Annotated in this window: 14 protein-coding genes and 1 tRNA gene; 10 read left to right on the top strand and 5 right to left on the bottom strand. The window is 70.6% G+C overall.

All coding sequences use genetic code 11. The features are described 5' to 3' along the window. Nucleotides 1-191 precede the first annotated feature (191 nt). The 8 genes from ACQEVC_RS06490 to ACQEVC_RS06455 all read left to right on the top strand — a co-directional run bounded on the left by ACQEVC_RS06490 (nucleotide 192) and on the right by ACQEVC_RS06455 (nucleotide 13303). On the top strand, nucleotides 192-1520 hold the full coding sequence (locus ACQEVC_RS06490) for a Gfo/Idh/MocA family protein (RefSeq protein WP_432874182.1): 1329 nt from the start codon (nucleotides 192-194) through the stop codon (nucleotides 1518-1520). A gap of 17 nt (nucleotides 1521-1537) precedes the next feature. Next, nucleotides 1538-2974, top strand: a complete 1437-nt coding sequence (gene uxaC / locus ACQEVC_RS06485; RefSeq protein WP_432874180.1) for a glucuronate isomerase — start codon at nucleotides 1538-1540, stop codon at nucleotides 2972-2974. After that, on the top strand, nucleotides 2971-4281 hold the full coding sequence (locus ACQEVC_RS06480) for an enolase C-terminal domain-like protein (protein WP_432874179.1): 1311 nt from the start codon (nucleotides 2971-2973) through the stop codon (nucleotides 4279-4281). Before uxaC ends, ACQEVC_RS06480 begins: the two co-directional genes overlap by 4 nt. Further along, nucleotides 4272-5777 (top strand): mannitol dehydrogenase family protein, encoded by a 1506-nt coding sequence (locus tag ACQEVC_RS06475; RefSeq protein ID WP_432874177.1) that lies wholly within the window; start codon nucleotides 4272-4274, stop codon nucleotides 5775-5777. The genes ACQEVC_RS06480 and ACQEVC_RS06475 overlap by 10 nt, the downstream gene beginning before the upstream one ends. After that, on the top strand, nucleotides 5774-7006 hold the full coding sequence (locus ACQEVC_RS06470) for a Gfo/Idh/MocA family protein (protein ID WP_432874175.1): 1233 nt from the start codon (nucleotides 5774-5776) through the stop codon (nucleotides 7004-7006). The genes ACQEVC_RS06475 and ACQEVC_RS06470 overlap by 4 nt, the downstream gene beginning before the upstream one ends. Before the next feature lie 254 nt (nucleotides 7007-7260). Then, complete coding sequence (locus ACQEVC_RS06465; protein ID WP_432874173.1) at nucleotides 7261-8622, top strand: pectate lyase family protein; 1362 nt, start codon at nucleotides 7261-7263, stop codon at nucleotides 8620-8622. A gap of 201 nt (nucleotides 8623-8823) precedes the next feature. Then, nucleotides 8824-10446 carry a pectate lyase family protein gene (locus ACQEVC_RS06460; protein ID WP_432874171.1) on the top strand — a complete coding sequence of 541 codons (1623 nt, stop codon included), beginning with the start codon at nucleotides 8824-8826 and terminating at the stop codon, nucleotides 10444-10446. A gap of 262 nt (nucleotides 10447-10708) precedes the next feature. After that, nucleotides 10709-13303: a family 16 glycoside hydrolase gene (locus ACQEVC_RS06455; protein WP_432874169.1), complete on the top strand. Its 2595-nt coding sequence runs from the start codon at nucleotides 10709-10711 to the stop codon at nucleotides 13301-13303. Between the two features lie 83 nt (nucleotides 13304-13386). Here the strand turns inward: ACQEVC_RS06455 and ACQEVC_RS06450 are convergent, their stop codons facing one another. Together ACQEVC_RS06450 and ACQEVC_RS06445 are read right to left on the bottom strand one after the other, a co-directional pair. Beyond that, a complete protein-coding gene (locus ACQEVC_RS06450) occupies nucleotides 13387-13743 on the bottom strand; it encodes an aldo/keto reductase (RefSeq protein ID WP_432874167.1) in 357 nt (118 codons plus the stop codon). 96 nt (nucleotides 13744-13839) lie between these two features. Further along, nucleotides 13840-14931 (bottom strand): ABC transporter ATP-binding protein, encoded by a 1092-nt coding sequence (locus ACQEVC_RS06445; protein ID WP_432874165.1) that lies wholly within the window; start codon nucleotides 14929-14931, stop codon nucleotides 13840-13842. A gap of 321 nt (nucleotides 14932-15252) precedes the next feature. Here ACQEVC_RS06445 and ACQEVC_RS06440 point away from each other — a divergent pair. Further along, nucleotides 15253-15329 (top strand) — tRNA-Thr (locus tag ACQEVC_RS06440). 24 nt (nucleotides 15330-15353) lie between these two features. Here ACQEVC_RS06440 and ACQEVC_RS06435 read toward each other — a convergent pair. From ACQEVC_RS06435 to ACQEVC_RS06425, 3 genes are all read right to left on the bottom strand, one after another. Continuing rightward, on the bottom strand, nucleotides 15354-16004 hold the full coding sequence (locus ACQEVC_RS06435) for a hypothetical protein (RefSeq protein ID WP_432874164.1): 651 nt from the start codon (nucleotides 16002-16004) through the stop codon (nucleotides 15354-15356). Between the two features lie 77 nt (nucleotides 16005-16081). Next, entirely contained in the window at nucleotides 16082-16321 is a 240-nt protein-coding gene (locus ACQEVC_RS06430; RefSeq protein ID WP_432874162.1) for a hypothetical protein, read from the bottom strand. Between the two features lie 72 nt (nucleotides 16322-16393). Next, nucleotides 16394-17218, bottom strand: coding sequence for a hypothetical protein (locus tag ACQEVC_RS06425; protein ID WP_432874161.1), 825 nt, complete (start codon nucleotides 17216-17218; stop codon nucleotides 16394-16396). Between the two features lie 209 nt (nucleotides 17219-17427). Here ACQEVC_RS06425 and lhgO point away from each other — a divergent pair, with 209 nt between their 5' ends. After that, entirely contained in the window at nucleotides 17428-18618 is a 1191-nt protein-coding gene (gene lhgO / locus ACQEVC_RS06420; RefSeq protein ID WP_432874160.1) for an L-2-hydroxyglutarate oxidase, read from the top strand. Nucleotides 18619-18640: the final 22 nt, after the last annotated feature.

Genomic DNA, 18640 nt, shown 5'->3' with positions numbered 1-18640 from the left:
ATTAATGCAAACGGTTGCTCAGGTGTCAACGGGGATCGGTTACGGCTTTGTTGCGGTACGCAGCTATGGGAGCACTCCCATAGTTACAAATCCGGATATAGGCCGCAGCTTTGCTACCGGCCGTTGACGGCCGCCCGGGATGCGTGGTTACTTCTCCTGCAAACCTTTGCAGCCAACGGAGGCGAGCTGGGATGTCGGTAACCCCGGGAAGGCAGCGTTTCGCCCTGGTCGGTACGGGCGCGCGTGCGGAGATGTTCGTCCGAGCCCTGGTGCTGGACCACCCGAACACGGCCGAGCTGGTGGCCTTCGCCGATGTCAATCCGGCCCGGATGAACGCGCACAACGGCTGGCTCGCGGAACTCGACTTCGACCCGGTGCCGACGTACCTGGCCAGCGAGTTCTCCTCCATGCTGGAGAAGGAACGGGTCGACGTCGTGCTGGTGACCAGTGTGGACCGGACGCACGACGAGTACATCGTCGCCGCGCTGCGGGCCGGGTGCGACGTGATCACCGAGAAGCCGATGACCACCGACGTCCCCCGGTGCGAGCGGATCCTGCGGACTGTTGCGGAAACCGGCCGGAAAGTTTCGGTCGCCTTCAACTATCGCTACAACCCATTGCACGAGAAGGTCCGGGAGGTGCTCGCCGAGGGCGCAATCGGCGAGATCGGCTCGGTCCACTTCGAGTGGCTGCTCGACGTACGCCACGGCGCCGACTACTTCCGGCGCTGGCACCGGGACAAGGCCAACTCCGGCGGGCTGATGGTGCACAAGGCGAGTCACCACTTCGACCTGGTCAACTGGTGGCTGGACGCGAAGCCGGTCCAGGTCTACGCCTCGGGCCGGCTCTTCTTCTACGGCGACGTGGCCGGCAAGCGGCACGGCTACGCCCGCCCGTACGACCGGGCGCACGGCTCGGCGGCCGCCGCGGACGACCCGTTCGCGCTGCACCTGGCCGACCACCCGAGGCTGCGGGCGCTCTATCTGGAGGCGGAGGTCGAGGACGGCTACCACCGCGACCAGAACGTCTTCGCGCCCGGAGTGACCATCGAGGACGACATGGCGGTGCTGGCGCAGTACGACAGCGGTGCCACCATGACCTACCACCTGACCGCGTACGCACCCTGGGAGGGTTACCGGGTGATGTTCAACGGCAGCCGGGGTCGGCTCGAACTCGAGGTGGTGGAGAGCGACTTCGTCAGCCCGCAGGCGGCCGGCGAGCTGAAGGGTGCCGCGCTGCACGGCGTACAGGCCGCCGTGGAGGAGGGCTGGGCGAAGATCACTCTGCGGCCGTTCTGGGAGCAGCCCCGGGAGGTACCGGTCTCCGGCTACACCCGCACCGGACACGGCGGCGCGGACGCCCGGATGACCGCGGTGCTCTTCGGCGGGCACACCGACCCGATGGACCGCGCGGCCACCGCCCGGGACGGCGCGCTCGCCCTGCTCACCGGCCTGGCCGCGAACCGATCCTTCGAAACCGGGCAGCCGGTCCGCGTCGCCGAGCTGCTCACCATCCCCTGATCGCAAGGAGCCAGCCCGTGTCCGCACCGTCCGACCGGCCCGACCTGCTCTTCCCGTCCGAGCCCAGCCAGCGGGCGATCGCCCGCGAGCTGTACGCACTGGTCCGGGACCGGCCGCTGATCTCCCCGCACGGGCACGTCGACCCGGGCATCCTCGCCGACGACGTCGCCTTCCCGGACCCGGCACGGCTGATCATCGTTCCGGACCACTACCTGACCCGGATGCTGCTCAGCCAGGGGGTCACCCCGGCCGAGCTGGGCGTGCCGGCGGTGGACGGCGAGCCGGTCGAGACGGACGGCCGGACCATCTGGCGGCGGTTCGCGGCGCACTGGCACCTGTTCCGGGGTACTCCGAGCCGGCTCTGGCTGGAGGAGACCTTCCGGAACGTTTTCGGGATCGAGGCCCGACTCTCCCCGGGCACCGCCGACGAGACCTACGACGCGATCGCGGCCCAGCTCGCCCAGCCGGAGTTCCGGCCCCGGGCGCTCTTCGAGCGGTTCAACATCGAGGTGCTGGCCACCACCGAGTCGCCGCTGGACGAGCTGGGCCGGCACGCCAAGCTGGCCGCCGACGGCTGGGGCGGGCCCGGCGGCCGGGTGATCACCACCTTCCGGCCGGACAACGTCGTCGACATGGAGTTCGACGGCTGGGCCGGCAACGTCGCCCGGCTCGGCGAGATCTCCGGCGAGGACACCGGCCGGTACCCCGGCTACCTCGCCGCGCTGCGCAAGCGCCGCGAGGCGTTCATCGCCGCCGGAGCCACCTCCACCGACCACGGCCACCCGACCGCGCTGACCCTGCGCCTGGACGAGGCCGAGGCGACCGCCCTCTACGAGCGCGGCCTGCGCGGCGAGGCCACCCCGGAGGACGCCGAGGCGTTCCGGGCGCACATGCTGGTCGAGTTCGCCCGGATGTCCATAGAGGACGGCCTGGTGATGCAGCTACACCCGGGCTCGGTGCGCAACCACAACCGCTGGCTCTACGCCAAGCACGGCCGGGACGTCGGCGGCGACATCCCGCAGGCCACCGAGTACCTGCACGCGCTCACCCCGCTGCTGGACGCGTACGGCAACGACCCCCGGCTGCGGGTCGTCGTCTACACCCTGGACGAGTACACCTTCACCCGGGAACTGGCCCCGCTGGCCGGCGGCTACGCGGCGCTCTACCTCGGCGCGCCCTGGTGGTTCCTGGACTCGCCCGAGGTGCTGCGCCGGTTCCGCGAGGCGGTGACCGAGACCGCCGGCTTCTACAACACCGCCGGCTTCGTCGACGACACCCGGGCGTTCTGCTCGATCCCGGTACGCCACGATGTGGCCCGGCGGATCGACGCCGGCTTCCTGGCCCGGCTCGTCGCCGAGCACCGGCTGCCGGCCGACGAGGCGGCCGAGACCATCGTCGACCTCGCCTACCACCTGCCCAAGAAGGTCTTCAAGCTCGGGAGCAGCGAAAAGTGAGTGTGACCATCACCGGCGTCGACGTGCACGACGTGCGGTTTCCGACGGCGGCGGCCGGGGACGGCTCGGACGCGATCAACCGGGGCGACTACTCGGCCAGCTACGTCGAGTTGCGCACCGACGCGCCGGACGGGACCTTCGGGGCCGGGTTCACCTTCACCAACGGCCGGGGCAACGAGCTGACCTGCGCCGCCATCCGGGCCCTGGCCCACCATGTGGTCGGCCGGACCATGGCCGAGATCGTCGCCCAGCCGGTGGCGTTCTGGCGGTCGCTCAGCGCCGACGTGCAGTTGCGCTGGCTGGGGCCGGAGAAGGGCGTCATCCACATGGCGACCGGCGCGCTGGTCAACGCGGTCTGGGACCTGCGGGCCAAGCTGGAGGGTAAGCCGCTGTGGCGGCTGCTCGCCGAGATGCCGAGCGAGGAACTGGTCCGCAACGTCGACTTCCACCACATCATCGACGCGATCAACCCGGCCGAGGCCGCCGCCATCCTGGACAAGGGACAGGTCGGCCTGGCGGACCGGCTCGCGGAGCTTTCGCGGGACGGGTTCCCGTCGTACACCACCTCGGTCGGCTGGCTCGGCTATCCGGACGACAAGGTCCGGGCGCTGACCCGCCAGGCGTACGCCCAGGGGTGGCGGGCGATGAAGATGAAGGTCGGCGGCCCGGTCGACGACGACGTACGCCGGGCGCGGATCATCCGTGAGGAGATCGGCCCGGACGCGCTGCTGATGATGGACGCCAACCAGGTCTGGGACGTCGACGAGGCGATCGCCAACATGTCGAAGCTGGTCGAGTTCGACCCGTACTGGATCGAGGAGCCGACGCACGCCGACGACGTACTGGGGCACGCCCGGATCGCCGAGGCGGTGACCGGACTCTCCGGCGGGCGCTGCCGGGTCGCCACCGGTGAGGTGGCGGCGAACCGGGTCATCTTCAAGCAACTCATGCAGGCCGAGGCGATCCGGGTCTGCCAGATCGACGCCTGCCGGATCGGCGGGGTCAACGAGGTGCTCTCGGTGATGCTGATGGCGGCCAAGTTCGGCGTGCCGATCTGCCCGCACGCCGGCGGCGTCGGCCTCTGCGAGTACGTCCAGCACCTGGCGATCTTCGACTACCTGCGGGTCGGCACCTCGCTGGACGGCCGGATGGTCGAGTACGTCGACCACCTGCACGAGCACTTCGTCGACCCGGTACGCACCCGTGGCGGCCGCTATCTCCTGCCGGAGCAGCCCGGTTACAGCTCGACCATGAAGCCCGGCTCGATCGCCGAGTACTCCTTCCCGGACGGCCCGGTATGGGCGTGACCGTCGGCGCGTCGCGGCTGGGCCTCGGCGTGCTGCGCCGGCTGCCGGCGTCGAGCCGCCCGCTGGTCCGGCCCGGTGCCGTACCGGCCGGGATCGTGCACCTCGGGCTGGGCGCGTTCCACCGGGCCCACCAGGCGGTCTACACCGAGGAGGCGGTCGCGGCGGCCGGCGGCGACTGGGGCATCGTCGGGGTGGCACCGCGCAGCACCGACATGGTGACCAAGCTCGCCGCCCAGGACTGCCTGTTCAGCGTCACCAGCACCTCCGGGGCGGGCAACCAGACCCGGGTGGTCGGGGCGCTCGCCGGGGCCCGGCACGCGGCCGGTGACCCGACGGCGATCGTCGCGCTGCTGGCCGACCCGGCGATCCGGGTGGTCACCCTGACGGTGACGGAGAAGGCGTACCAGCTCGATCCGGCGACCGGCCGGCTCCGCCCGGACGAAGCGGTACTGGCCGACCTGACCACCGACCGGCCGCCGCAGACCGTGCCCGGCCTACTGGTCCGGGGCCTGCTGGCCCGGGCGGTCGCCGAGGCCGGCCCGATCGCCCTGGTGAGCTGCGACAACCTGCCGTCGAACGGGGAGCGGCTGCACAGCCTGGTCGGCCAGGCGCTCCAGGTGGTCGGCGACGCCGCCGACGGCCGGTCCGAGCGGGTCGCCGACTGGCTGCGCGAAAACGTCAGCTTTCCCGGCACCATGGTGGACCGGATCGTGCCGGCGAGCACCCCGCAGACGCTGGCCGACGCGCAGGCGGCGCTCGGGGTGAGCGACCTGGCGGCGGTGGCGGCCGAGCCGTACCGGCAGTGGGTGATCGAGGACCGGTTCCCGGGCGGGCGACCGGCCTGGGAGCGGGCCGGGGCGGTGCTCACCGACGACGCCGGCCCGTGGGAGCGGCTCAAGCTGCGGGCGCTGAACGGCGTGCACTCGGCAACGGCGTACCTCGGTGCGCTGGCCGGCCGGGAGACCATCGCCGAGGCGCTGGAGATCCCGCACCTGGCCGGGGTGCTGCGCCGGCTGATCGCCGAGGACGTGGCCGCCAGCTTCACCCCGCCGGACGGCGTCTCGGTGGTCGACTACGGTGAGGAGGTGCTGGAGCGGTTCGCCAATCCGGTGATCCGGCACCGCACCATCCAGATCGCCATGGACGGTTCGCAGAAGCTGCCGCAGCGGGTGCTGCACACCATCGCGGACCTGCGCGCGGCCGGGGCCCGGCCCCGCTGGGCGACCCTGGTCGTGGCGGCCTGGATGCGCTTCGCCCAGGGCCACGCCGACGACGGTACGTCGCTGCCCCTGGACGACCCGCTCGCCGACCGGATCCGGGCGGCCCTGGCCGCCGGAAGGCGCTCCCCGGCCGGCGCGGTGGAGGCGCTGTTCGGGTTGACCGAGGTCTTCCCGGCGGAATTGGCCGCCGACGACGAGGTACGCGACCTGGTGGTCGGGTGGCTCACCGCGCTGGACCGGCACGGGGTGGAGAAGACGCTGGCGGGTGCGGCATGACCGGAGTCGGGGCACCGCCGAGGGTGGCGCTGGTCGGGGCGAGCGGGCACGGGCTGTGGCACCGCCGGATCATCGCCCCGCTGCACGACGCCGGGAAGCTGGAACTGGTCGCCCTGGTCGACGTACGCCCGGTGGAGGCGGCGCCGGACGCGCCGGTCCCGCCCGGCACGGGCATCTTCACCGACCATCGCGAGATGCTCGGTGCGGTACGCCCGGACGTGGTGGTGATCTGCACCCCGCCGCACACCCACCTGCCGATCGCGCTGGACGCGATCCGGGCCGGCGCGGACCTGCTGCTGGAGAAGCCGCCGGTGCTGTCGCTGGCCGAGCACCGCACGCTGGCCGGCGCACTGGCCGAGGCGGGCCGGGTGGCCCAGATCGGTTTCCAGGCGCTCGGCTCGACGGCGCTGCACGAGCTGACCTCGGCGGTCACCGACGGCCGGCTGGGCCGGGTCACCGGGATCTCCACGGTGGCCTCCTGGCAACGCACCGACGGCTACTACGCCCGCGCTCCGTGGGCCGGCCGGCGCAGCCTGGACGGGCGGCCGGCGCTGGACGGCGTACTCGTCAATCCGCTGGCGCACGCGGTGATGCAGTGCCTGGCGGTGGCCGGGGCGGCGGTGGCGGCCGGCGCGGTCGCGCCGCTGGGCGCGGTCGACGGCGCCGCGCCGGACTGGCCGGCGCAGGTCGAGCTGGAGCGCTACCGGACCCGGCCGATCGAGGTGGACGACACCGCCGCGCTGCGGGCGACCCTCGGCTGTGGCCTGCCGGTGCTGGCCGCGGTGACGCTCGCCGGTGAGGACTTCATCGCCGGTGAGGTGATCGTGCACGGCACGGCTGGCCGGGCGGTGCTGGAATACACCGCCGACCGGTTGACGCTGCCCGGTGACCCGGGGCCGCAAGAGGTACCGGGCCGGGCGAACCTGCTGGAGAACCTGCTGGCGCACCGGGCCGACCCTGGCGGGGTACCGCTGATCGCGCCGCTTGCCCGGACGGCGGCGTTCACCGCCCTGGTGCAGGCGATCTCGTCCGCTCCGGAACCGGAACTGATCGGCGGGGAGCGGGTGGTGGCGACCGGCGCGGGGCCGGACCGGGTGTTGACGATCCGGGGAGTGAACGCGGTGCTGCGCCGGGCGGCGGCCGAGGGCGCGCTGCTGTCGGAGCTGGCTGTGCCGTGGGCGGTGAAGCCGCACCGGGTGGCGGTGGATAGGGAGACGGGCGATGCGTGACGGCCGGAAGTCCTGCGTGACAACGGACGACAGACTGCAAATCTCGGGGACAACTGTTCGATAGAAATCGGACCGAATATCCCTCTACTCGGCATACGGTCGCCGAGCTAATCGTTATTGCCTCTATCCAGTGCAACATACCTGCAAACAGAACGCATTGACACTTTTAAGTGCTGATACCTACCGTTCAATAACAGGAGGATTTCGTAGCCGTTACGAGATCCGGCAAACGGTAGACAGACGCGGAGAGTGGGATGCGATCGAGCAGGTTGACCGCCGCCGTGGTCGGCAGTCTTCTCGTGGTCTCCGGCGCCGTGCTGGCGGCGCCCGCGACGGCCGGCGCACACGGGAAGGACGGAGTGTCGTGGGTGGCCCGTTCGCTGGGCCGGCAGGCGTTGCCGGCCGGTGACGGCTGGGCCGCCGCCGGCCCCGGCACCACCGGAGGCTCGGCGGCCACCCCGGACCAGGTGCACGTGGTCCGCACCAGGACCGAGCTGGTACAGGCACTGGGTGGCGACAACGCCACCAACAGGAGCAACGCTACTCCAAAGATCATCTATGTCAATGGCAGGATCGACGGTTTCGAGTCCGCCGACGGTCGGCTGCTCGGCTGCGCCGACCTGGCCGACCCCGAGTACTCGCTCGACGCCTACCTGGCCGCGTACGACCCGGCGATCTGGGGGCGGGTGGCGCCGTCCGGGCCACTGGAGCAGGCCCGGGTCCGGTCGGTGGCGTACCAGACCCGGCAGACCCAGATCAACGTCGGGCCGAACACCACCATCGTCGGGCTGCGCGGTGCCACGCTCGCCGGGCTGACCCTGATGGTGGACACCGCCAACAACGTGATCGTGCGCAACCTGACCCTCGCCGACGCCCGGGACTGCTTCCCGGCGTGGTCGCCGACGGACGGGGACGCCGGCAACTGGAACTCCCAGTTCGACCTGATGTCGGTACGGCGCAGCGAGAACGTCTGGGTCGACCACAACACCTTCACCGACGGCGCCAACCCGGACAGCGGGCTGCCGGTCTATTTCGGACGGCCGTACATGGTGCACGACGGGTCGCTCGACGTCACGCACACCGCCAGCCGGGTGACCGCCTCGTACAACCGGTTCGTCGCCCGGGACAAGGTGATGCTGATCGGCTCGTCGAACACCGTCGGCCCGGACGTCGGCCGGCTCAACGTCACGCTGCACCACAACCTCTTCGACGGCACGATGCAGCGGCTGCCCCGGGTGCGGTTCGGCCAGGTCGACATCTACAACAACGCCTACCGGCTCGCCGGTGACGGGTTCAGCTACGCGATCGGGGTCGGCGTGCAGTCGGCGGTCTACGCCGAGAACAACCACTTCACGCTCGGCTCCGGCGTCACCGCGGCGGACCTGCTCTACGACTGGGACGGCACGGCGATCACCGAGCGGGGCAACTGGGTACGCGAGGGCCGGAAGCCGGCCCGGCCGGTGAGCCTGCTGGCCGCGTACAACGTCGAGCACGACCCCGACCTGGGCGGCGACGCCGGGTGGACGCCGACGCTCCGGGCCGGGCCGGTGCTGCCCGCTCCACTCGTCCCGTTGGTGGTGCAGGCCCTCGCCGGGGCCGGTCGGCTGCCGGTCTAGCTCCGGCCCCTCGATTCCATCGGTACCGCCGGTAGTGCGGACCCTCACCGGAACCGACCGGCGGCCGGTCCAGCCCTGACCCGGTCGTCCCACCGGGTCAGCCCGCGGCGGCGCGGCGCCGCCGAGAACGCAGTACCCACACCGCCGCCGTCGCCGCGCAGGCGGCGGCCCACCACCCCCACCACCACAGGGAGGCTCACTGTGCATGCCAACCAGTCCCGGGGACGACCGAGGTGGCGGCTGGTCGCCGTCGCGGGCGCGGCCGGAATGCTCGCCGCCGCCGCGATCACCGTCGCGATGCCGGCCGCCTTCGCCGACACCCTGCTCACCGACAACTTCGAGGACGGCAACTCCTCCGGCTGGTCGACCTCCGGCGGAAGCTGGGCGGTGGCGACCGACGGCACCCGGGTCTACCGGCAGTCCGGGCAGAGCAGCGACGCCCGTACCCTCACCGGCACCACCTCGTGGAGCGACTACGCGGTGCAGGGCCGGGTCAAGCCGACCGGGTTCAACGGTGCCAACCGGCACGTCGGGGTGATCGCCCGGGCGCAGAGCTCCAGCCGCTACTACGCGCTCGTGGTCACCAGCGGCGGCGGGGTACAACTGGTCAAGCGGGACGGTTCGGCGCCGGTGGCGCTGGCCAGCGGTTCCGGCGCGGTACCGGTGAACACCTGGGCGACGCTGCGGCTGGAGGCGACCGGCAGCACGCTGCGCGGGTACGTCAACGGCAGCCTGTCGGTGCAGGCCACCGACTCGGTACTCTCCGCCGGGCGGGTCGGCCTGGCCGCCTCGTACGCCAGCGCCTCCTTCGACGACGTCGAGGTGGCGACCGTGACCGGTACGCCGCCGACCGGTGGCCCGACCACCGGGCCGACCCTGCCGCCGACCGGTCCGCCGCTCGACCCGGGCGCCCCGCCGGTCGGCTTCGCGTCGGTGAACGCGCTCGGCCAGAACGGCACCACCGGTGGGGCCGGCGGCCCGACGGTGACCGTCTCGAACGCCACCGACCTGCTCACCGCGATCAGCCAGCCCGGCCCGCTGAACATCCGGGTCAACGGCATGATCGCTCTGCCCGGCCCGATGCACGACGTGATGTCCGACAAGACCATCGTCGGGGTGGGCGCCAACTCCGGGATCACCGGCGGCGGGCTGAACATCGGGCTGCCGGTGAGCGACGCGACCAGCCCACCGGCGAACGCCATCCACAACGTGATCGTCCGGAACCTGAACTTCCGGAACACCGTCGACGACGCGATCAACGTGCAGATGTTCTCGCACCACGTCTGGATCGACCACAACGACCTGTCGGCCGGCTACGACGGCCTCATCGACGTCAAGCGGGGCGCCAGCTACGTGACGGTGTCGTGGAACCACACCCACCACCACACCAAGAACATGCTGCTCGGGCATGACGACAGCAACGCGGCGCAGGACACCGGATATCTCAAGGTCACCTACCACCACAACTGGTTCGACCGTACGCCGCAGCGCAACCCCCGGGTCAGGTTCGGCGACCCGGTGCACGTCTTCAACAACTACTTCGTCTACAACACCGACGTCGGAGTGGCCTGCCAGATGAACTCGGGCTGCGTGGTCGAGGGCAACTACTTCGAGGACGTCGAGGTGCCCTGGTCGATCAGCTACGCCGGGGACCGGGGCCGGCTGGTCGCCCGGAACAACGTGCTGGCCGGTACGAGCGAGCCGGGTGACTCCGGCGGCTCGGTGACCGAGCCGAGCAGCTACTACTCCTACACCGTCGCCGACCCGAACGGCATCCGGGCGACGGTGATGGCGGGCAGCGGTACCGGAAAGCTGCCCTTCTAGGGATCCCGCGCGCGGCGGTACCGGCCCGCACCACCGCACCGCCGCGCGCGGTTCCGGCACAGCCCACTCCCGGTCGGTCTCGCACGCCGGCAGGCCGCCGGGCCGACCGCCTCCGCAGCCCCGTTCCCTCCGCACACCCGGCGTGTCGAGTCCGGCCGTCCTGGGCCGATCCGGCACTTAAAGATCGACAAAGGTCAATGCATAGCTCCGTGAATCCGAGGCCGGTGCCCGACAGGGCAAACACATAACCCGAGGAGGTTCCGTGAGTATCACCGAAACCCGGCGGAGACACCGTCGTGGTCTCCTGATCTCGACCGGCGCCGCGCTCGCCGCGGTCGCCCTCGCGGTCGGAATGGGCGCCACCGCCCAGGCCGCGACGCTCTTCTCCGACGACTTCGAGGACGGCAATTCCAGCGGCTGGACCGCATCCGGCGGCTCCTGGTCGGTGGGCACCGACGGCAGCCGGGTCTACCAGCAGGGTGGCAGCAGCAGCGACGCCCGGGCGCTGGCCGGCACCACGAGCTGGAGCAACTACACCGTGCAGACCCGGGTCAAGCCGACCGCGTTCAACGGCTCGAACCGGTTCGTCGCGGTGCTGGCCCGGGTGCAGAGCAACACCAGCTACTACTACCTGGCGCTGCGCAGCAACAACACCGTCGAGCTGAAGCGGCTCTCCAACGGCTCCGCGACCACGCTGGACACCGCCAGCGTGACGGTCGGCCTGAACAACTGGTACACGCTCCGGCTGGACGTCTCGGGCAGCTCGCTGCGCGGGTACGTCAACGACACGCTGCTCACCGAGGGCACCGACAGCCAGTACGCCACCGGCCGAATCGGGGTGGCCACCTTCAACGCCACCGCCAACTTCGACGACGTACTGGTCAGCGACAGCGTGAGTACGCCGACCACGCCGCCGACCGGCGGCCCGACCACCACCCCGCCGCCGACCGGCAACCCCGGGACCAACGTGGCCGACGGCTGGGCCGGGGTCAACGCGCTCGGCCAGAACGGCACCACCGGTGGCGCGGGCGGCCCGACCGTCACGGTCACCTCGGCGGCACAGTTCGTCACCGAGGCGGCGTCGGCCGGACCGAAGATCATCCAGGTCAGCGGAATGATCGATCTGCCCGGACCGATGCACGAGGTCAGCTCGGACAAGACGATCGTCGGCCTCGGATCCAACTCCGGCTTCACCGGCGGTGGCCTCAACATCGGCCTGCCGATCGACGACGACATCACCTCGCCGCCGTCGAACGCGGTGCACAACGTCATCCTGCGGAACCTCAACTTCCGCAACTGGGACGACGACGCGGTGAACGTGCAGATGTTCTCGCACCACATCTGGATCGACCACAACACCTGGACGACCGGTGCCGACGGCGGCGTCGACGTCAAGCGCGGCTCGTCGTACGTGACGATCTCGTACAACCACGCGGACGGTACCGACAAGAACATGCTGCTCGGGCACGACGACGGCAACGCCGCCCAGGACGTCGGCCATCTGTTGGTGAGCTACCACCACAACTTCTTCGACAACACCAACCAGCGCAACCCCCGGGTCCGCTTCGGCGACCAGGTGCACGTCTACAACAACTACTACCTGAACACCGGCGACTACGGTGTCGCGTCGACCGAGAACGCCGGCGTGATCGTCGAGGGCAACTATTTCGAGAACGTCGACGACCCGTACCACCTCGGTGAGGGGGACTCCGGGGACGGCCGGCTGGTGGCCCGGAACAACTGTCTGATCAACTCCGGTTCCGGCCAGACCGGCGGCAGCGTCAGCAACCCGCCGTACCCGTACACCGTGCAGACCGCCTGCGACATGAAGGCCGTGGTCTCCGCGCAGGCCGGCGTGGGCCGGGTCGGGCTGCCCGGCGGTCCGACCACGAACCCGACGACGCCCCCGCCCACCACCCCGGCACCCACGACGCCGCCGCCGACCAGCGGCCCGCCGCAGACCGGTCTGATCGGCTGGGCCGCCCAGGCCGGTGGCACCACCGGCGGTGCGGGTGGCTCCACGGTCACCGTGACGAGTTTCGCCGACTTCCGGACCCAGGCGCAGGCCTCGGGGGCCAGGACCATCCTGGTCAACGGCATGCTCAGTGGCTCGGGGACGGTGGAGATCACGGCGAACAAGACGATCCGGGGCGTCGGCGCGAACTCCGGCATCTCCGGCACCACCCTCAACATCGAGGACATGCAGCCGGCCAACGTGATCATCCAGAACATGAACATCCGTGGGGTGACCGGCGGGGACGCGATCCAGATCGAGAACGCGACGCACATCTGGATCGACCACAACACGCTGTCCAGCACCATCGAGGACGACCCCGACCACTACGATGGCATGATCGACATCACCCACGCCGGTGACTACATCACGCTGTCCTGGAACGTCGTCCGCAACCACTGGAAGACCTCGCTGGTCGGGCACTCCGACGGCAACTCCGGCGAGGACGTGGGTCACCTACGGATCACGTACCACCACAACTGGTTCGACCGCACCTTCGAGCGCAGCCCCCGGGTGCGCTTCGGCGAGACGGTGCACGTCTTCAACAACTACTACTCCAACGTCAACAACAACGCCGACTCCTACGCCATCGCCTCCACGATGAACGCCGGGGTACTCGTCGAAGCCAACGTCTTCGAGAACGTGCAGCAGGCGTGCTGGTCGGCGAGCGGGTACGCGGACTCCGATCCCGGACGGCTGGTGGCCCGGAACAACTCGCTGACCAACTCCGGCCCGTGCGAGGTCAACGGCTCGGTGGCCCCGGTCCCGTACGGCTACACCGCGGAGAACGTCGGCACGGTCAAGGCATCCGTCACCGCGGGTGCTGGCGCGGGCAGGCTCTGACGCCGGATCCAGGTAACGGCCGGCGGCCGGCTTCGGCCGGCCGCCGGCCCCGATCGGCACACCTCGGGCACGGGTCGGCGCGGTCAGGTGCCGGCCCGGTACCCGTTGATCACAGTGGTTCCCTGCTGGGCGGGAAAGCCGAGGTTGCGCAGGAAGGTGGCCGGGAAGTTGAGCGCCGGAGTGGTCAGGCCGTCGAGCTCGGCGAGATACTCCGGGGAGAGGGTCACGTCGAGCGAGCCGAGGTTGGCGTCGAGCTGGGTGACGGTTCGGGCACCGATGATCGTCGAGGTGACGATCGGCCGCTGGCGTACCCAGGCCAGCGCGACCCCGGCGACGGTGGTGTCCCGCTCAGCGGCGGCGTGCACACCGCGAGGTGGTGGTGGCCGCCGTCGCGGCCATCGTCCAGAAGTTCGCCGGGCAGCCCGCCGCGGACTGAGCACCCGAGGCTGAACAGGGCCGAGCGAGGCCCGGCGGAACCACAAAGGGCGGTCGCTCCCAGTGGAAGCGACCGCCCCGACGTGCGGTGTGGAACCGGATCAGATCCGGGTGCCGGTCACGGCGTGGAACGCGTGGTTCCGACCGGTACGCGGCTTGACGTAGACGGTGTCACCCATGTTCGGCATGTGCCGGCGGTCGGTACGCACCACGAACCGCTCCGAGGTGCCGTCGATCGCGGCGTGGCCGTAGACGTTCGCGTCCGAGCCCAGGTCCTCGACCAGCTCGACGACGAGGGCGAGGCCGCCCTCGCTCTCCGAGACCAGGTCGCAGTCCTCCGGACGGAAGCCGACGGTCACCTTGCCGTTGCCACCCTCGGCCTTGGCCGCGGCGATCTGCTCCCGGGTCAGCGGGATGGCCAGATCGGCGAACATGGCGCCGTTGTCGGTCAGCGGCACGGTCTTGATGTTCATGGCGGGGGAGCCCATGAAGCCGGCGACGAAGACGTTGGCCGGGGTGTCGTAGAGCTCACGCGGGGTGTCGACCTGCTGGAGTACGCCGTCCAGCATGACCGCCACCCGGTGGCCCATGGTCATCGCCTCGACCTGGTCGTGCGTCACGTAGACGGTGGTGACGCCGAGCTTGGCCTGGAGAGTCGCGATCTGGGTACGGGTCTGCACCCGGAGCTTGGCGTCCAGGTTGGACAGCGGCTCGTCCATCAGGAAGACCTGGGGCTCGCGGACGATCGCCCGGCCCATCGCGACCCGCTGGCGTTGACCGCCGGAGAGCGCCTTGGGCTTGCGGCTGAGGTAGTCCTCCAGCTGGAGCAGGGCGGCCGCTTCCTTGACCCGCCGGTCGATCTCCGACTTCGAGGTCTTGCGGAGCTTCAGCGCGAACGCCATGTTCTCGTAGACGGTCATGTGCGGGTAGAGCGCGTAGTTCTGGAAGACCATCGCGATGTCGCGGGCCTTCGGCGGCAGGTGGGTGACGTCCCGGGTGTCGATGTAGATCGAGCCGTCGTCGACGTCTTCCAGCCCGGCGAGCATCCGCAGGCTGGTGGACTTGCCGCAGCCGGAGGGGCCGACCAGGACGAGGAACTCGCCGTCGCCGATCTCCAGGTCGAGGTGGTCGACCGCTGGGCGCTCCGTACCCGGGTAGATCCGGGTGGCTTTCGAGTAGGTGACCGTAGCCATGGTGCAGCGCTTCCTTTCACCGGCAGGAACGTGCCGGACGATCCGAGTGAAAGAGCGACCGGCGCGTTACCGCACCGGTCCGTGGAAGGCATCCGGGCAGCCGTGGGCAGCCTCGGGTGTCGTCCGCGTCACGCCACGGTAAACGGGTTTTTCTCACATGCCAAGGTCGGGGGCCCTTCGTGGGATGTATCTGACGAACATTTCGGGCATCTGGGCACGCTCCCCCATCAAGTGTGTGGGGTGCCGGCCGGTGTCGGGTATCGGAATCGGTGCCGCCCATGGTAGGAGGGCATCTGTGGCTATGCTGACCACGAACATCGCGCCCCTGTAGCTCAGTTGGCCAGAGCACTCGCCTTGTAAGCGAGTGGTCGTCGGTTCGAGTCCGACCGGGGGCTCCAACTCCCCTCCCGCCAGTGCCAGGCTCATTGCGTCGGCCCATGCCGCGGTGATCCGGCGGGCGATGTCGTAAGCACCCTGGCGCGGGCCTGCGGCGTCGGGTCGACGACGCAGGCGGCGATCTGCCGTGGCCCCTCGGGCGTCACCACCGAGAGAGTCAGCAGGGTCGTACCGACGGGGCAGGTCGGACCGGGCGGACCCGGCTCGCCCGTCGGCCCGGCGGGACCCGTCGGCCCGGCGGGACCCTCCGGCCCGTCCGGCCCGGTGGCGCCCGGCTCGCCGTTGGGGCCGCTGGGGCCGGGAGCACCGGCCGGACCGGGATCGCCCGGCGGTCCGGGCTCGCCGGGCGGGCCCGGATCACCGGGTCTACCGTCCTGACCGGGCAATCCCGGTGGCCCGGGTGGGCCCTCCGGACCGGCCGGGCCCTGTTCGCCGCGCAGGTTGGCGGGGTCGACGACGCACTCGCCGCCGAGTTGGCGTACCTGCTGGCAGAGCTGCTCGGCGCCGGAGACGGCGGTCGCCGCACGGCGCTGTTCCACGGCGGCCTGCCGGTCGAGGCGGGCCCAGGCCCAGCCGCCCGTCGCCGCGATCAACGCGGTCGCCACGACCACGATGACGAACCGACGTCGGATGCGCCGGTCCATCCGACGGCGGAAGATCTCCGTCTCCTCGGTCATGCCGCCCTACCTCCCATAGAGAGCCCGACGGGTGGTGTTCGTACGGGCCTGCTCGCCGCGCCGACACCTCGTCGGGGTCATGCCGAGCTGTTCGGGCGGTAGCGGTGCAACTCGCGTTCGACGAGGGCGAGCGCGTCCTCGGCGGCCCGTCGCGCCCGGCGGGCCTCGTCCACGGCCTGTTGCAGCCCTTCCGCGCGCTGTTCGGCGGCATCGGTCCGGCGTGCGGCGTCGTCCGCGCGCTTCTCGGCGCGGTCGATCGCCTCCTGGTACTCCTTGCGATCGGCCCGGTTGGCATTGAGCAGGTACGCCACGATCATGACGAGCAGGCCTCCGACGCCGACGGCACCGACGCCGCCGGCAGGGAGGAGATTTGCCAGTTCACCCACACGTCAGCTCGCCGGGGTGCCGAGTTTCGCCGCCAGTTCCGCCGACCGGTCGCCGAACGCGGTCTTCAGGGCGGCCGCAACGCTGTCCATGTCGCGCTGGCCGAGCCCGGCCAGTACCCCGTCGACGATGGCCTTCTCGTCGGTCGTGTCCCGGCCGACGGCGTCGAGCAGGGCCGCCTGGTTGACGGTCAACTGCTGGACCCGGGCCAGCAACTGCTGGATTCCGGTGTCGGCCATCACCTTGGTCTTGGTACGGGTTGCGATCTTGTCGATCGTCGCGTCGTCCACGTCTTCCTCCGTCGGGTCTCCGAGCGCGATCGCCAGGATCCGCTCCATCACGCGTCTGTCGGCGCAGGAGCGCCGGTCGAGGGTCAGATGCCAGTGCCACAGGTGGCTGGAATCGCTGCTCGCGGCCCGGTTCCGTACGTTGTCCCAGCCGTCGACGACCTTGTCGCCGTCGACGTTGCCGTAGAACTCGCGTACCTCTTCGAGATGGCCGGCGCGCAGGGCGGCGTAGAGCCGTTTGCACTGCGCGACCATCTGGCCGGCCGATCCCGGCGTGAAGTCGACCCCGGCGATGTGTCGCTGTTGGACGGCGGTCAGCCCGGACTGCACCGTGTACGTCCGGGAGGTGCAGTACCGGGACTTGAGGATCCATTCCTGGGAGCGGTGGGCGCCGCGCAGGTGGTTGTTGTCGCCCTTGGTGCCGAAGGCGCCCCGGGGACGTTTGGTGCGTCGGCACAGTTCGTCGCCGAGCCAGTCCAGCTCCGAGGTGATGATCTCCCGACCCCACCATGGTTCAGCCTGCAATTGTGCATAGGTCGGCATCGGACCTGCCTATTGTGAATAGTTCTCTAAAATGGGGTGATCCAGACTAGTATTGATATTTGTCGCGACTTACCAGGTTGCGGAAGAAACAGTCGTCAACCCGACAGTGTCGTAACGGGACACGCGCTGACCGGCGCATTCACGAACGCCTGCCGGAGCGCGGGCGGGCGCATACCATCGGCTCCGATGCCACCGGCCGGGGAGCGCGGATGACCAGGTACGTGATCGTGGGCGGCGGGATCCTCGGGCTCGCGGTGGCGCACCGGCTGCGTACCGCCCGGCCCCGGGACACGGTGACCGTGCTGGAGAAGGAGTCCGGCTGGGCCGCGCACCAGACCGGCCACAACTCGGGCGTGATCCATGCCGGCGTCTACTACAAGCCGGGGAGTCTCAAGGCGACGCTGTGTCGGGCCGGCAGCGCCTCGATGGTGCGGTTCTGCGCCGAGCAGGAGTTGCCGCACGAGGTCTGCGGCAAGCTGATCGTCGCCGCCGAGGCCGCCGAACTGCCCCGACTGCACGCGCTGCACGAGCGGGCGGTTGCCAACGGGTTGCCGGTCACCCTGCTCAACGCGATCGAGGCGGCCGAGTACGAGCCGCACGTCGCCGCCGTCTCCGCGCTGCGGGTCGCCTCGACCGGGATCGTCGACTTCGGCGCGGTCTGCCGGCGGCTCGCTCACCTCCTCGCCGGGAGCGGTGCCGAGCTTCGCCGGAACACCACGGTCACCGGGATCCGCGGCCGGGCCGGCGGCGTACTCGTGAACACCAGCGCGGGGGAGGTGACCGGCGACGTACTGGTGAACTGCGCCGGGCTGCACGCCGACCGGATCGCCCGGCTGGCCGGCATCGACCCGCCGGCCCGGATCGTGCCGTTCCGGGGCGAGTACTACGAGCTGGTTCCCGAGCGCCGGAAGCTGGTGCGTGGACTGATCTATCCGGTGCCCGACCCGCAGTTCCCGTTTCTCGGCGTACACCTGACGCGCATGATCGACGGCACCGTGCACGCCGGCCCGAACGCGGTGCTCGCCACCGCGCGCGAGGGCTACTCGTGGCGCCGGTTCGACCCGCGTGACGTCTGGGAGCAGGTCGGCTACTCCGGCCTGTGGGCGCTGGCCCGCCGGCACTACCGGTACGGGCTGACCGAGGTGACCCGGTCACTGTCCCGGAAGCGGTTCGCGGCCAGCCTGGGGCGGCTGGTGCCGGAGCTGACCGAGGCCGACATCGTCCCGGCCGGCGCCGGGGTACGCGCCCAGGCCGTACGCCCGGACGGCGGCCTGGTGGACGACTTCCTGATCGTCGAGGCGGAGCGGCAGGTGCACGTGCTCAACGCGCCCTCCCCGGCCGCGACCAGCTCGTTCGAGATCGCCCGGCACATCGTCGACCTGCTTCCCGCCGACCGCTGACGGGGTGCCCGCCACCGGTCAC

Origin of the sequence: Plantactinospora sp. CA-294935 (genome assembly GCF_050936445.1) — a bacterium.
Lineage (GTDB): Bacteria > Actinomycetota > Actinomycetes > Mycobacteriales > Micromonosporaceae > Plantactinospora.
Note: the sequence above shows the minus strand (reverse complement) of the source record. Positions and strands in the feature narration are given on the sequence as shown.

What these genes read in the sequence shown, in the direction of transcription:
- ACQEVC_RS06490 (WP_432874182.1), top strand. Translation starts at nt 192, where the DNA reads ATGTCGGTAACCCCGGGAAGGCAGCGTTTCGCCCTGGTCGGTACGGGC.
- ACQEVC_RS06475 (WP_432874177.1), top strand. Translation starts at nt 4,272, where the DNA reads ATGGGCGTGACCGTCGGCGCGTCGCGGCTGGGCCTCGGCGTGCTGCGC.
- ACQEVC_RS06470 (WP_432874175.1), top strand. Translation starts at nt 5,774, where the DNA reads ATGACCGGAGTCGGGGCACCGCCGAGGGTGGCGCTGGTCGGGGCGAGC.
- ACQEVC_RS06465 (WP_432874173.1), top strand. Translation starts at nt 7,261, where the DNA reads ATGCGATCGAGCAGGTTGACCGCCGCCGTGGTCGGCAGTCTTCTCGTG.
- ACQEVC_RS06445 (WP_432874165.1), bottom strand. Translation starts at nt 14,931, where the DNA reads ATGGCTACGGTCACCTACTCGAAAGCCACCCGGATCTACCCGGGTACG.
- ACQEVC_RS06435 (WP_432874164.1), bottom strand. Translation starts at nt 16,004, where the DNA reads ATGACCGAGGAGACGGAGATCTTCCGCCGTCGGATGGACCGGCGCATC.
- ACQEVC_RS06430 (WP_432874162.1), bottom strand. Translation starts at nt 16,321, where the DNA reads ATGATCGTGGCGTACCTGCTCAATGCCAACCGGGCCGATCGCAAGGAG.
- ACQEVC_RS06425 (WP_432874161.1), bottom strand. Translation starts at nt 17,218, where the DNA reads ATGCCGACCTATGCACAATTGCAGGCTGAACCATGGTGGGGTCGGGAG.
- lhgO (WP_432874160.1), top strand. Translation starts at nt 17,428, where the DNA reads ATGACCAGGTACGTGATCGTGGGCGGCGGGATCCTCGGGCTCGCGGTG.